The sequence below is a fragment of the Dysgonomonas termitidis genome, from assembly GCF_054657735.1.
This window is the reverse complement of sequence record NZ_BAAHYD010000001.1, coordinates 809,395-823,070: the sequence shown is the minus strand read 5'-3', so window position 1 is coordinate 823,070 and position 13,676 is coordinate 809,395. Positions and strand designations below refer to the sequence as shown.

The 13,676-nt window shown below is 39.7% G+C and carries 14 protein-coding genes and 1 tRNA gene; 6 read left to right on the top strand and 9 right to left on the bottom strand.

Annotated features, from left to right (window positions below):
- Positions 1-2: 2 nt before the first annotated feature.
- The 3 genes from ACYQ3L_RS03290 to ACYQ3L_RS03280 form a co-directional block, all read right to left on the bottom strand.
- Positions 3-242 carry a hypothetical protein gene (locus ACYQ3L_RS03290; protein ID WP_379999005.1) on the bottom strand — a complete coding sequence of 80 codons (240 nt, stop codon included), beginning with the start codon at positions 240-242 and terminating at the stop codon, positions 3-5.
- Positions 243-345: 103 nt separating this feature from the next.
- Positions 346-1,443, bottom strand: coding sequence for an L-dopachrome tautomerase-related protein (locus ACYQ3L_RS03285; RefSeq protein WP_379999006.1), 1,098 nt, complete (start codon positions 1,441-1,443; stop codon positions 346-348).
- Between the two features lie 4 nt (positions 1,444-1,447).
- Positions 1,448-2,047, bottom strand: a complete 600-nt coding sequence (locus ACYQ3L_RS03280) for a nitroreductase family protein (RefSeq protein WP_379999008.1) — start codon at positions 2,045-2,047, stop codon at positions 1,448-1,450.
- Between the two features lie 95 nt (positions 2,048-2,142).
- Between ACYQ3L_RS03280 and ACYQ3L_RS03275 the strand changes: the two genes are divergently transcribed.
- Positions 2,143-2,493 carry a winged helix-turn-helix transcriptional regulator gene (locus tag ACYQ3L_RS03275; RefSeq protein ID WP_379999010.1) on the top strand — a complete coding sequence of 117 codons (351 nt, stop codon included), beginning with the start codon at positions 2,143-2,145 and terminating at the stop codon, positions 2,491-2,493.
- A gap of 52 nt (positions 2,494-2,545) precedes the next feature.
- Here the strand turns inward: ACYQ3L_RS03275 and ACYQ3L_RS03270 are convergent, their stop codons facing one another.
- On the bottom strand, positions 2,546-2,893 hold the full coding sequence (locus tag ACYQ3L_RS03270; RefSeq protein WP_379999012.1) for a YciI family protein: 348 nt from the start codon (positions 2,891-2,893) through the stop codon (positions 2,546-2,548).
- Between the two features lie 72 nt (positions 2,894-2,965).
- On the bottom strand, positions 2,966-3,793 hold the full coding sequence (locus tag ACYQ3L_RS03265) for a helix-turn-helix domain-containing protein (protein ID WP_379999014.1): 828 nt from the start codon (positions 3,791-3,793) through the stop codon (positions 2,966-2,968).
- Positions 3,794-3,996: 203 nt separating this feature from the next.
- Here ACYQ3L_RS03265 and ACYQ3L_RS03260 point away from each other — a divergent pair, with 203 nt between their 5' ends.
- The 4 genes from ACYQ3L_RS03260 to ACYQ3L_RS03245 all read left to right on the top strand — a co-directional run bounded on the left by ACYQ3L_RS03260 (position 3,997) and on the right by ACYQ3L_RS03245 (position 7,229).
- A complete protein-coding gene (locus ACYQ3L_RS03260; RefSeq protein ID WP_379999016.1) occupies positions 3,997-4,242 on the top strand; it encodes a DNA-binding protein in 246 nt (81 codons plus the stop codon).
- Between the two features lie 137 nt (positions 4,243-4,379).
- Positions 4,380-5,963, top strand: coding sequence for an IS21 family transposase (gene istA, locus ACYQ3L_RS03255; RefSeq protein ID WP_380002093.1), 1,584 nt, complete (start codon positions 4,380-4,382; stop codon positions 5,961-5,963).
- On the top strand, positions 5,950-6,732 hold the full coding sequence (gene istB / locus ACYQ3L_RS03250; protein ID WP_459952321.1) for an IS21-like element helper ATPase IstB: 783 nt from the start codon (positions 5,950-5,952) through the stop codon (positions 6,730-6,732). The genes istA and istB overlap by 14 nt, the downstream gene beginning before the upstream one ends.
- Positions 6,733-6,935: 203 nt before the next feature.
- Positions 6,936-7,229 (top strand): helix-turn-helix domain-containing protein, encoded by a 294-nt coding sequence (locus ACYQ3L_RS03245; protein WP_459952324.1) that lies wholly within the window; start codon positions 6,936-6,938, stop codon positions 7,227-7,229.
- Between the two features lie 66 nt (positions 7,230-7,295).
- Here ACYQ3L_RS03245 and ACYQ3L_RS03240 read toward each other — a convergent pair whose 3' ends face one another.
- The 3 genes from ACYQ3L_RS03240 to thiL form a co-directional block, all read right to left on the bottom strand.
- On the bottom strand, positions 7,296-8,516 hold the full coding sequence (locus ACYQ3L_RS03240) for a site-specific integrase (RefSeq protein WP_380001773.1): 1,221 nt from the start codon (positions 8,514-8,516) through the stop codon (positions 7,296-7,298).
- A 237-nt stretch (positions 8,517-8,753) separates the two neighbouring features.
- Positions 8,754-8,826: transfer RNA gene (locus ACYQ3L_RS03235), tRNA-Phe, on the bottom strand.
- A 195-nt stretch (positions 8,827-9,021) separates the two neighbouring features.
- Positions 9,022-10,059, bottom strand: a complete 1,038-nt coding sequence (gene thiL, locus ACYQ3L_RS03230) for a thiamine-phosphate kinase (protein ID WP_380001774.1) — start codon at positions 10,057-10,059, stop codon at positions 9,022-9,024.
- A gap of 650 nt (positions 10,060-10,709) precedes the next feature.
- On the opposite strand from thiL, the gene ACYQ3L_RS03225 reads away from it, so the two are divergent.
- Positions 10,710-11,921, top strand: a complete 1,212-nt coding sequence (locus ACYQ3L_RS03225) for an MFS transporter (RefSeq protein ID WP_380001776.1) — start codon at positions 10,710-10,712, stop codon at positions 11,919-11,921.
- On the opposite strand, the gene ACYQ3L_RS03220 is transcribed toward ACYQ3L_RS03225, so the two are convergent.
- Entirely contained in the window at positions 11,911-13,326 is a 1,416-nt protein-coding gene (locus ACYQ3L_RS03220) for a tetratricopeptide repeat protein (protein WP_380001778.1), read from the bottom strand. The two genes, ACYQ3L_RS03225 and ACYQ3L_RS03220, sit on opposite strands and share 11 nt — an antisense overlap.
- Positions 13,327-13,676 lie beyond the last annotated feature (350 nt).

Here is a 13,676-nt window from a genome sequence, read left to right as displayed (position 1 = left end):
TTCTAAGGTAGGCAAATTTCAGGGCGTTTTTCCCCCTGCCCGTACTGATTCGATTCTATAAATACCAATTCAATACGAGAAAGATTCAGCACCCGAAAGATTTCAGAAAAATTATTTCCGGATTCACTGATTGTTTTTACTTGTTCCATAAAGCACCCATAGGCATTTTCCATTTCTTCGTTTGTAACTTGTGAGTATTCAGCTAAGAAACTGAAAAATCTCGTGTTTAAAAATTCATTCATAAGCAATCTGTTTACTAAATTAGACATCATATAATGAGGAGATTGTATGCAAATGAATTATTCCTTCTTTATTAAATCTTACTTTCTCAGCAATGGATTAGAATTATCTAAATGGAACTCCTTCTGAGAGAGGTTTAAATCTAAAAATATAAAAAGGTGCTTTCGCTATGCTTTTACCATTATTAAATGCTGCTCCCAAATGAACCTGAGCGGCTGAAACATACATACATCCGTCAGAGACATTGTAACTAACGCCGTCTGCCCAAAGCAATTTCTCATCGGTAACAACATTGTGGATACTTTTGTCTTTTGCAAGAATAACAGCTACACTATTGCTTTCCATAGCGGTCAAATATAAATTTCCGTCTATATCAATGCTTAATCCTCCATTGTTCGGTTTATCAGAATAGCTTTGTATCCTTTTGTCCAACTCTATTTCGCTCAAATTTTCATTTAGCAAATCATTCATCTTTACACGATACATTTTACTACCGTTCAATGGCGCATAATATAGCCATTCAAAGTTTTTATCTGCTGTAATACCATCGCAACCCACCAATAGATTTTTACCATTTATCGTTAATGGTTCACCTTTGATAACTGTGGGTGAATTTTCGGGTACAGTTGTTCGAGAACCTTCTAATAATCTTCGTGTTTTACCTGTTTTCATATCAACAATAATTAAACTTGCAGTACTTCCATCTCCACCATTACCAATACCTTCATCAGCAATGATGAAAAAACCGTTTTTGGTATCTACCACCATATCATTAGGTTGAGAGGTCGAAACAACAGCTGATTCGGGTAGATAATAAATCCGTTCCAACTTATCCATAACCGTGTTCCACCCGACAATTTTGGGCGTAACAGGATTTCGTTGCCCCATATCAAGCATCCAAACTATTCCGTTTTCATCATTTCTAATTCCCAGTACATTACTCAAATAAAGGTCATCAGTTTCCCGTGGCGTATTCCATCCTTGATTCGGGAAAGGTGTAGTTGTTTTGGTTTCAGCATCATATCTAACTACTCTATAAGTTGGATTAAAAAACGGATGATGACTGTACACCAAATCGCCTTGATGTGTAAAAGCAATATTCCCAACGGATTGTTCAACTGTTGCAAAAATTTCGTAATCGACTGTTTGTGAGTAAGTATTAACACCTATCATCAAACTAAAAGCTAAAATGTACTTTTTCATATTTTTAAATGGATTGAATGATTTGCTCTAACGGCAAACGTGATTTTAGTGTGATGGAGGGTTGATTGTTATCATCAGGATTTCGATAACCGATAGCTACGGCAAATAGCGTTTTGTAGCGATTAAGTTGCAGTATTTTATCATATTCTTCGTTATTAAATCCTTCCATCGGTGTGCTGTCAATATCCATACTTGCACAAGCTGAAAGAAAAAAGCCAAGAGATAGATAAACCTGATGTTGCAACCAAGATTTGACTTCCGTTTCTCCCTTAGGTTTTAAAAATTGATTATAATAATAAACATAACCCTCCGGTAGATTTTCTTTTATCTGTTCTTCAAAATATTTAATGTCATCAATTGCTGTAAACACAATTAAATGACTCGCTTCGTTAATTCTTTGATTATTCCAATATGAAGCATCAGCTAATTTTTCTTTTACTTTTTCATCAGAAACAAAAATAAATCTCCATGGCTGACTGTTTATTGATGATGGACTCAATCTTAGAATTTCTTTCAGTTCTCGGATTTTCCCGTCCGGAATTTGTTTGTCCGAGTTGTACTCTTTTGTCGTGTACCTGCTTTTTGCAATGTCTAAAAAACTCATTTCAATAGGATTTAAATTAAACTATATATTTTATAGTTGCAAAAATAAGTATAGCTTATTACCTTTGCAATAACGGATAAAAACGATAGTAACAGATGTATTGTATAGACGACAAGCAATACCCTTGCAGCACAAGCCTGACGATGAAGTATATAGGAGGAAAATGGAAAGCGGTTATTCTTATTCATTTAATCGAAAAAAAGCGATATAGTGAATTAAGAAAGGAATGTTCTGTGATAACAGAGCGGACATTGAGCCTACAGTTGAAAGAATTGGAAGCAGACGGTTTAATTAAACGTACCGTTTACACAAGCAAGCCTCCGTTAAAAGTAGATTATGAACTGACTGAATTTGGAGAAACACTTATCCCTTTACTGGAAGCCATTTCACAATGGGGAAAAGAAACTGCTACAAGCAATAAACGGATAAGTATCATGAACGAATAGAAAAAGTTAAGGAGCATCACAATGATGCCCCTTGTGTTTCTGTGTGCTGATATTAGTTGTTTCCTTTTATAAATTTAACAATTTCTCTTACTTCAACACTGCCTCCAATCTTAAAAATTGGATTTGCTTTTGCTATTTCTACAGCTTCATCAATTGTTTCTGTTTGCACAACTATATATCCTGTTACAATTTCTTCGCCTTCCGAGTGAGGGATATCTGTTACACTTTTGTCGGAGTGGATAGTTTTTGCTCTTGTAGGAGATAATGTGTTTCCTTTATCCGCTACTTTATCCTTCTTCATCAAATTGCCAAACCAATCCATTCTTTCTTTAATTTGTTCAGGGGATGGTTTTAAGTCCGCTTTTTTATTCAATCTGAATATTAATATAAAATCTGTCATACCTATATAATTTTATTAGCGTTATAAACTAATACAAAGATAGAGGTGTCAATAGAATATATATCAGGACTTTTAGAACTGTTTTCGGTACTTTTTCAGGAAATGGCTTGGAGAAAAGCCTGTTCTTTTCTTAAAGATCCGGGCAAAGTATGAGGAATCTTCAAATCCTATCTGAAAAGTAATTTCGGAGATATTATGTTCAGAGTATATTAATAAGCGTTTTGCTTCTGTTATTTTAAGATTAAGAAGGTATTGCTTTGCCGATAAACCAAGGTTCCTTTTACATGTCTCATTAAGTTTTTCTTCTCCAATATTCAGTTTGTCGGCATAATAAGGAATTGTGCGTAATTTTGAATAATCGGATAAAACTAACCGCTTAAATTGTTCTACCAGTATATTGCTCTGGGAGGTTTTTACCTGTTTCTCTTTCGCAATTTGATATAACAAGTGAGAATAATACTTAAGTCCTGCTTTTATATTTTCATCATCTACTGCTTCATTTTCATTCGACAGTTCCTTCCTGATATTCTCCAGAATAGACGTATGGAACAATATGTCTGTATTGTCAATATCAATATAAGGGAATCCATAAGTCAGATTCATATCTAATCCCACCGATTGGTCAATAAAAATAATATAGCCTTGTGTTCCATCGTATAAACTCCAGTTATGAACTTGTTTCGGGGCTACATAAAATACTCTTTGTGGCTTTATTTCGTATTCTTCCGAATCAATCACATAAAATCCGTTACCATGAGTAAACCAAACAAAAGAAAAAAAAGAATGACTATGAGGCCAGTCTATTTCCACATCTTCCATCGATTCAAAATGCCTTATATAAAAGGATTTTGATACAGGTGAATCAGGTAAAACTTCTGTGATAGAGTACTCTTTTATCATGAGTACAAAGTTATGTAATTCTTAGCATTCTCAAACAATCGAATATTTTAAAGCTTCATATTCTTGATAAAGATTTCCAGATTCAAGCAGTTTTCACCTTCATTAAGCCACTCTCCGTCAAGCAATACCTCTGATACCTTTTTCCCCAAGCGCTTTGTTTCTTACCCTATATTTGTTGGCAAAACGGATAAAGCTAAACAATTATGGATATAGTAGGTATAGAAAAAGAATCTTTTGATTCCTTCAAAAAGAGACTGGAACGGATAGCTTCGTTAGTTCCAAAACAGCCATCTAACAACACTCTGTTTATAGAACAAGAATGGATAGAGGCCAAAGAATTGGCTACTTCTCTGAATCTGCCACCTCGCCGACTACAACATCTTCGTGAAAGAGGTGTACTGTCATTCTCTGGAAAATCCAGTGAGCGTTGCCCCCTCGTGCCAGTCTAAATTGACCCCATGTACCAAAATATGTTTGACCCTTTTCGCCAAAATAAAAATGTCCCCTGTCGGAATATAAACCAACAGGGGATTTTTATGTAATTTAGATTTACCCTCCTGGTCGATGGGTTAAAACTAAAATTACTATGACAACAAAATTAGCAAACATTCTTCATTGCTATGCAATGGGGATGGGTATAAAAGGTATCAGCGCGACCTTTGAGCTATCCCGTAACACAGTGCGCAAGTATGTGCGTTTGTTTCAAGAGAGTGGTATGCCAATGGAGCAGCTTCAGTCCATGCCGGCGAAGCGCCTTGAGGAGATGTTTGGAAGCAGCGGTGAGAGGGAACGTACCCCTTCAGTGCGTCAGTTGGAACTGGAGGCGCTCTTACCTGAGTATGCCGCAAGACTTACACGCAAAGGAGTGACAGTAAAATCTTTGTATGAAGAGTACCGGCGAGAGCATCCGGGTGGATTCCGTCATGCAAGTTTCGGCGCGTACATACAACGTTATCGGCTTGTATCACGTCCGGTGGGTCACGTTGAGCATTACGCCGCAGACCAGCTGTATATTGATTTTGCGGGCGACCGTCTAGAGGTTGTTGATGAGCAAACAGGCGAAGTCAGATCCGTTGAAGTTTTTGTAGCCATCCTTCCTTGTAGCCACTATACCTACTGTGAGGCAGTCTGGTCGCAGAAGAAAGAAGACCTTATAAAAGCATGTGAGAATGCACTACACTTCTATGAGGGTGTGCCCTTTGCAATCGTCCCTGACAATTTGAAGTCGGCGGTAACTCGGAGCAATCGCAATGAGCCGGTTATTAACGAAGACTTTGCCGCTTTTGCCGAGCATTATGGTTGTAGTGTATATCCGGCACGTGTCAGGCACCCAAAAGACAAAGCCCTTGTAGAGAACGCTGTAAAACTGATGTACAAGTCTGTTTATACCGATCTCGAAGGTCTGATGTTCCATGATTTGGAATCACTCAATGCCTGCATTATCCAATCTCTAAGTCGTTTCAACGAGAGAAAACTTACCGGACGCAATCAGTCTCGCAGGCAGTTGTTTGAAGAGGTAGAAAAAGACTATCTACGAACTTTACCCTCTGTGCGGTATCAGATGAAGGAACGCAAATCTGTGACCGTGATGCGTAATAGCTATGTAACTCTCAAGAAGCATCATTACAGCGTGCCAAAGGAATATGTAGGCAAGCGTGTCGATATTGTTTACGATGCTGATACTCTCGATATCTTCTATGGCCTGCGGCTGGTAACAACCCACCAGCGTGATGACACTCCCTATGGCTACACTCGGAAGGAGGCACACAATCTTCCCGGTAGGCATGGTAGCTACGAAAAGGATCTGGACGAGGTTTTTGAACGAGCTACTCAGATAGATAATATCGTCTTGCTTTATCTCAAGGATGTAGCATCGCAGAAGAAATATATGCCTCAGGCCTTCCGCTCATGCAGAGGTATCCTAGCCTTGGAAAAGACCTTCGGACAGGACAGGCTTGTGGCGGCATGCGCCTGTGCTTCATTGATGCGCGTTTACGGATATCAAGATGTTATCGGTATCCTGAACCGGGGCGATGATGCAGACTTTCTGCCACAGGCTGATCAGGACTCGGACACCAACTTATCACTTCCGCACCACAAGAACATCCGTGGACGTGAATACTTCTCAAAATCAACAACAAAAACTAACAACAACAATGGAAACAAATAATAAAACCGCACCCGTTACTCAGGAGAAAGACCAAAATATCATTTCTCTGGATCTGATGAACCGTATGAAGCTGCATGGTATGGCTGCCGCCTTTAAGGAAAGCCTGCAGTCCACCGTTGCCGAGTCTATGACTGCTGACGGCTTCCTCTCATTACTATTGGCTCGTGAATGGGACTATCGTTCGGATGCCTCCATACAACGCCTGATTCGAGGGGCCGGCTTTCGATACAAGGCTTATCTTGAGAATATAGACTATACCATCAATCGAAGTCTCGACCGCAACCATATAGAACGGCTCTCGTCGCTTGACTTTATCCGTCAAGGAAAGAATCTGTTCATTACCGGTTCATCCGGAACCGGCAAAAGTTATATTGCAACAGCCATTGGGTATCAGGCGTGTAAGAACGGAATACGAACTAACTATGCCAATGCATCCAAACTTATGGGAGCGCTAAAAGTTGCAAAGACAAAGGGGATCTTCGAGGCCGAACTCAAGAAAATAGAACGATGTCAGTTACTTATACTTGATGATCTCTTTCTTGTTCCTCTTGACGCTAAAGAACGTTCAATATTGCTTGACATCATCGAAGATCGTCATGAGCGCAAATCTATCATTGTGACCTCACAATTACCGGTTGCCAACTGGTATGATGCAATAGGAGAACCAACAGTCGCTGATGCCATTCTTGACCGCATCGTCCACTCGGCGCATCAGATAGAACTTACCGGTGAGAGTGTGAGAAAAATGAAGGTAGACAAAAACAAGTAAATCTAAAATAAAAATGACCCCGTCGACCAGGATAATTTAGGGGTAATCATAAAGTTTTTTCAGGGGTCAATTTAGATTTGGCACGAGGGGGCAACGCTCACTGGATTTTCCATTCTCTAACATTGGGAAGAAAATCTATTATCGAATATCCGAAGTAAAACTTCTGCTGGAACAAAGTAACATCAATTCTAAATAATATTTCTATGCAACTATATACCAATCAAGATAGCCAAGAACTATTGCAGGCACTAAGCGATGCTTTACCTTACATTGAGCATGTTTTGAAAACACATAAGCCTCTATTCGACGGAGAGCGTTACCTGACAAGTGAAGAACTTTGTTCTATCCTCAAAATTAGTCGGCGCACGCTACAGGATTACCGAAGTAACGGAATTTTGCCATTTATTCAGTTACCGGGAAAGGTTCTGTTTCGTGAGTCCGACATTAAGAACGTCTTAGAAGAACGCCTTCGTCCGGCTTATAACAGTTCTTTGTAAATATTGCTTATTGGTTGTCTAAAACGGCTGAACATTCAAAATGAATAATTCAGCCGTTTTTCCTTTTTATTCCTCAATAGCAAAGCTGCTTCTAACTTTCTCCATATCCCGCCAAATACTCTGGTCTAATACTTTCGCATAACGTTGCGTCATTCGGGTATTCGTGTGCCCGACCATTTTCGCTATGTTTTCCAACGAAACATTATTAGCCAGCGTAACCACGGAACAGAACGTATGTCGGCCGGTGTGAGTCGAGAGATTCTTTTTAATTCCACAGCAATCAGCAATTTCCTTCAAGTAAGCGTTACATTTTTGATTGCTTAATACGGGTAGTAAAATACCTCTCTTCTGGCTAAGTGGGTGGCCTTTGTACTTTTCAATAATTTCTAATGGTACATCGAGCAATGGCACGTTGCACATAATTCCGGTTTTATGCCTTTCCTTTCGTATCCATAAGTTTCCTTCATTATCGGCAATGATATGTTCTTCTTTTAGTTGGGACACATCTATGAAGGCAAGTCCAGTCCAACACTGTACTAAAAACACATCCCGTACCAGTTCTAATCGTGGTATTTCAAATTCTTTCGTACGAAGTGTTTCCAGTTCTTCTTTAGTTAGAAATTCTTTGTTTACCTCTTTTTCGTGGAAACGGATATTGCCGAACGGATTCTTTTGTATCCAGTCATAGTTTACCGCAATGTTTAGTACTTTCTTTACTACCTTCATGTAACGGATGACCGTATTCTCTTGTAATCCCTTTTCGGCTTTCAGGAAATGAATGTAATCATGAATCATGCCGTTGGAGACTTCCTTTAATGGAATATCTTTCCGCTGATATTGAGCTTGGCTCATTTCCCGAAAATACTTCAAGCAAGTATCGAAGCGGGAAACCGTCACTTTTGCATAATCTTTGCCGATCAACTCTCTGCATTTGTCATTATGTTCTTGAAATACCTGAAAGAACATTTTGTGTTCTTCATCCAGTCCGAGAAACTTCCGCCTTATCTCCATTGGGTTGATTAGTTTGTCGTCTTCCTCCATCTTCCGATGGATTTCAAACAAGCGGAGTTTTACCGATTGCAGATAACGATTAATTTCTAACGATATGGCATCTTTGCCTATGCATCGTTCTTTGTTCTGATTCCAAAGATTTGGTTTTACATCCCGTTTGAGTTGTAATTCAACTAATTGCCCTTCAATAGTGATGCGCAGCATGATTGGCGTATCACCAGATTTTTTCAACTTTGTTCTTCTCACAAAGAAAAGCACATTAAATGTCTGTTTCATACTCTGAAAATTAATGGTTTAAAGATACTTGAACCATGCAAAACAGAGAGCATTAAACGATAAGACAATCAGTGACTTACAATACCATTCGTGGTCAATTTTTCGTAATCAAAAAATGACCACGATTTAGCCCTGCGGAATTGCCTAATATTGCCGAAAAGTGGGGATTGGTATAAAATAAAAATCCCTGAAACGTCTAAATTTCAGGGATTTACCAAATTTTAAGTCTTTTAAAAGTGGTGCCACCAGGAATCGAACCGGGGACACAAGGATTTTCAGTCCTTTGCTCTACCAACTGAGCTATGGCACCAATCTTTGTAGCTTTGCGTTTGCGTGTGCAAAGATAGAATATATTTTACATTTACCAAAAATATCGTATAAAATATTTTAATATTAAGAATCAAAGCAAAGACAATATTAATTTAGTATATTTATTATGAAGACTTTACATCACAGGAGCCTAGCGTATGAAAAGTAACAGTTCCTACCATATTTTACGGAAGTATTACTTCTCTTCTTCCCCTATCGAGTCCCAGCCCTGAGCTTTAAGCTCTATCTCAGTTCCATCACGGGTTTCCATTACAAGGCCTAGACCTTCTTTAGTTATATGCCCGATGATATGAATCCCTTTTATTTTCGAGACCTTATCGTGCAGATAAAGAGGCACAGTAAACAACAGTTCGTAATCCTCCCCTCCATTCAGGGCAACCGTTGTCACATTCATATTAAATTGCTCTGCCATCATGGCCGTCTGATAATCTATCGGAACACGTTCTTCATAAATATGGCATCCAACCTTACTTTGCTTGCATATATGCCTCAACTCGGAAGACAAGCCATCCGATATATCAATCATCGATGTGGGTACAATGCCTTCTTCTGCCAGAAATTTTACAATATCTTTCCGCGCTTCCGGTTTCAACTGGCGCTCCAGCAAGTATTCTTTACCTGTAAAATCGGGTTGGAAATCTTTCTCTCCTCCATATACAGCTTTTTCACGCTCCAGTAACTGAAGCCCCATGAAAGCCGCTCCCAGGTCACCCGAAACACAAACCAAATCCGTCTCCTTCGCTCCATTCCGATAAGAGATTTTACCTTCTTCTCCCTCACCGATACAGGTAATACTGATAGCCAGACCTGTAAGTGAGGCTGACGTATCACCCCCTACCAAGTCTACGCCATATTCTTCACATGCTAAACTAAGCCCTTCGTAGAATATTTCCAGATCTTCTACCGAAAAACGTTTCGATAGTCCCAACGAAACCGTAATCTGTTTAGGCTGGCCATTCATAGCATAAATATCAGAAAAATTGACAACGGCCGACTTGTATCCCAGATGCTTTAACGGCACATACATCAGGTCGAAATGGATACCTTCGAGTAAGAGATCAGTAGTTACCAATGTTTTTTTATTACCATAAGATAAAACCGCGGCGTCATCCCCTACCCCTTTCTCAGAGCTGGTATTCCTAAGTGTTATATTTTTTGTCAGGTGATCGATAAGGCCGAATTCACCCAGACTTGCTATTTCTGTCCGTTTCATTCCTTCAGATTTTGAATAAGATACAAAGGTAAATATATAAAAAGTAACAAAGGTAACAGAAAATAAGTAAACAGTTAGCAGTTAACAATCCTTTCTTGTAAACCTAATTTCTCCCGGTGTATCTGCGTGTCTTTCCAGCGAGCTTCAGTGTCATCATTTCTTTATTTCTGCTTCTCATATTCTTTCGTTGATTATCTGTATAATGTTAAAAAGTAACAAAGGTAACAGATATATCAGTTAACAGTAAAGAGTCATCAGTGAACAATTAGAACTCCTTTATGCTTACTACTCAATACTTACTACTCGTTAAAAGGTAACAAAGGTTACACTTTTCATTACTTTTTCTAATCAATCTTTAAATTCTTAAACATTAAATTTTTAAATCCTTCCAAATCTGTCAAAGAACTATAAGCCAAATACTTTCGGCTCTGACTATATAGATAAAATTTTCAGTATATTATCAATGTTTAAATCTTAGCAAGTATCTATACTATTTCTCAAAAGGATAAATCAGACAAAAAGAGGCTAAAAACAAACGAAGAAAAACTGAAAAGATACTCATAGAAAAATATTCATGGAAAATTTAAACAGGCTCTAAATATTAATCTTACCTTTGGCGGCTTAATTTATGCTCTTCAATTCGGCTTGCAATGAAAACAACTACCCAGACCGGAACGGCTTTTACCATCCTTTCGCTTTTGGCGGTATGCCATATGCTCAATGATATGCTCCAGTCCATCATTTCAGCAGTTTATCCATTGCTGAAAGATTCGCTGCTGCTCAACTTCACGCAGATAGGACTGATAACATTAGTATTTCAGTTATCATCATCTTTGTTTCAGCCTGTTGTTGGCCTCATTACAGATAAGAAGCCACAGCCCTATTCCCTGCCCATCGGTATGACATTTACTATGATAGGAATATTGTCCTTGTCGCTTGCCAACGATTTTATACATGTACTTATAGCCGTATTCCTTACAGGGCTGGGTTCTTCCATATTCCATCCGGAGGCTTCACGGCTTGCCTATATGGCTTCGGGAGGAAAGCACGGGCTGGCACAATCGCTGTTTCAGGTAGGAGGAAATTTCGGATCTTCGGTAGGTCCTTTACTGGCACTATGGATAATAACCCCATACGGACAACGGAATATTGGCTGGTTATCAATCATTGCGCTTGTTTCTATCTGGATAATGCTTGTTATCAGCAAATGGTACAAAGCCAACCTGTACAGGCTGAAATCCGCACCAAAAGCGGATGGAAGCATACCAGAAAAAACTTCCGGCTATTCGGCCCGGAAGGTAGCCTTTGCCATCTCTATACTGCTTATACTTATCTTTTCCAAATATGTATATATGGCAAGCCTCAGCAGCTATTATATGTTCTACCTGATAGACAAATTCAGTGTCTCGGTACACGATGCACAGCTATACCTGTTTGCATTCCTGTTTGCCGTGGCGTTGGGCACAATCATAGGAGGACCTGTAGGCGACCGCATCGGACGGAAATATGTAATATGGGCATCGATCCTGGGCACTGCGCCGTTCGCCCTTATTATGCCGCATGCAGGGCTTATGTGGACATGTATATTGAGTATCTTCATCGGATTGATATTATCCTCGGCTTTCTCTGCCATTTTGGTATATGCCCAGGAACTGGTTCCGGGCAAAGTAGGCCTGATAGGCGGACTGTTCTTCGGCCTGGCATTCGGCATCGCGGGTGTAGCATCTGCCATACTGGGTAAAGTAGCTGACGAAACGAGCATACAGCATGTGTACGATATTTGCGCATACCTGCCGCTGATAGGATTGGTAGCTGCCTTTTTACCAAATACAAAGAAAACGGAAACAGCTTCTAATACCTGAGGTTCTTAAACAAAGTGCGGGCTTCCCTCGCCTTATTCAGATAAGCGAGCAACATATCACGGTCGAAATAAGCCGACGACTGAGGGGTATATATAAGTTCGAATAACGATAGTAATTCCTTGTCCGTAAACTGGTCTAATAACACATTGAATTCCACTTCATCCCCCAGTTCGAAGTAGAGTAAGGCCAAGCGTTGCTTCACCGCCAGATTGTTAGGATCGAGTTCGAGTAGTTTTTCTGTATAGAAAGCCGCCTGCTGATAATCTTCTTCCTTTATGTACACCATCGCCAGCCTGTCCAGTAACTGGAAATTTTCCTTATTCTGGGAATAAATGCTCAGATAATAAAGTTCGGCTTCCTTATACTCCTCACGCTGAAACTCAATCTCTCCGGCAATCATATTCAGGTCGAGCGAATAAGGATTATCCAGCAATCCCTTTTCAACTATAGCTAAAGCTTTCTTATAGTCTCCTTTTCCCAGATAAAGATAGGCCTGTTTGGACAACAGTTCGGAGGTCTCACCCTCTATATCTTCATATTTCTGCAAGCAGGACAACGCTTCATCATACATTTCAAGAGACTCATAACATTCTGCAAGCAGGAAATGGATGGAAGTATCCTCCGGATCGGCCAGCAACAGGTCGTTGAATATTTCGATCGCCTCCCCTGTCCTATCTGCCAATGATAAACAATGGGCTTTCAGTTTCAGCACATTACTGTCCGCATCATTGATTGTAAGGGCAAAATCGAAAGCATCGATAGCCTTTTCGAACTGCTCCTTCAATGAATACAGTTTACCCAGATTTACCCATGCTTCATAAGTATATGGTTCTATATCGAGTATCTTGTTTGTAGTATCTATGGCAGCGTCGAAGTCTCCCAGCATCTCATGGGCATAAGCCAGATCCGACAATACTTCTATATTTTCGGGGTTGTACTTCAGACTTTCCTGAAGATACAATACCGCTTCTTTGAAGCAATCGGCTTCCACATGGAGAAACCCGAGTTCGGCAAGCACATTATCCAAGGGTTCGTCTTCTTCTTTTTCGAGCAGCTCCTCCGACAGCTTAAAGGCATCCTGATACTGTTCAAGTTGCAGATAGCATTCAATCTTTAACAGATAAAGGTCGAAGTCATATTCCGATGAAGAATCCAGAAGCTCCAGCGCCAGCTCATATTCACTGTCATAAACAGCCAGTTTCGCCTTTTTTATAAGTAAAGGTGTATTGCCCGGATGAATAGCCAGCCCGGCATCTATTATTTCGCGGGCTGTGTCCAGTTCGTCTATCGAATCGAAGTATTCGGCCAGATCGCTGAATTCGTCTGCGTCAAAATAGGGATTCTTTCCCGATTCGTGGGCCTGTTGATATCGTTTTACAAGTGATGATATATCTTTGTCCGGCATTCGGTGTTGTTTTAATCTTAAAAAGGTTACAAAAGTAACAGAATTCAATGTGCAAATATGCCAATGACGCAAAGCGACTTTACAGTTAACAGTCAGCAGTCATCAGTTAACAACTTGTATCTTGTATCTCGTATCTTGTTTACTCGTATCATGTTTACTTGTAACTCGTAACTGCCCGCAGGGCGCAGAAATAACATTCGCCGAAGCGAAGGCGAGGCAAACTTGTAACTCTTAAAAAAGGTAACAAAGGTTATATTTTTCATTACTTTTTCCCAATCTTTATATTCTTAAACATTAAATTTTTAAGTCCCTTCAAATCTGTCAAAGAACTGTAGGCTAAAGGCCATCGG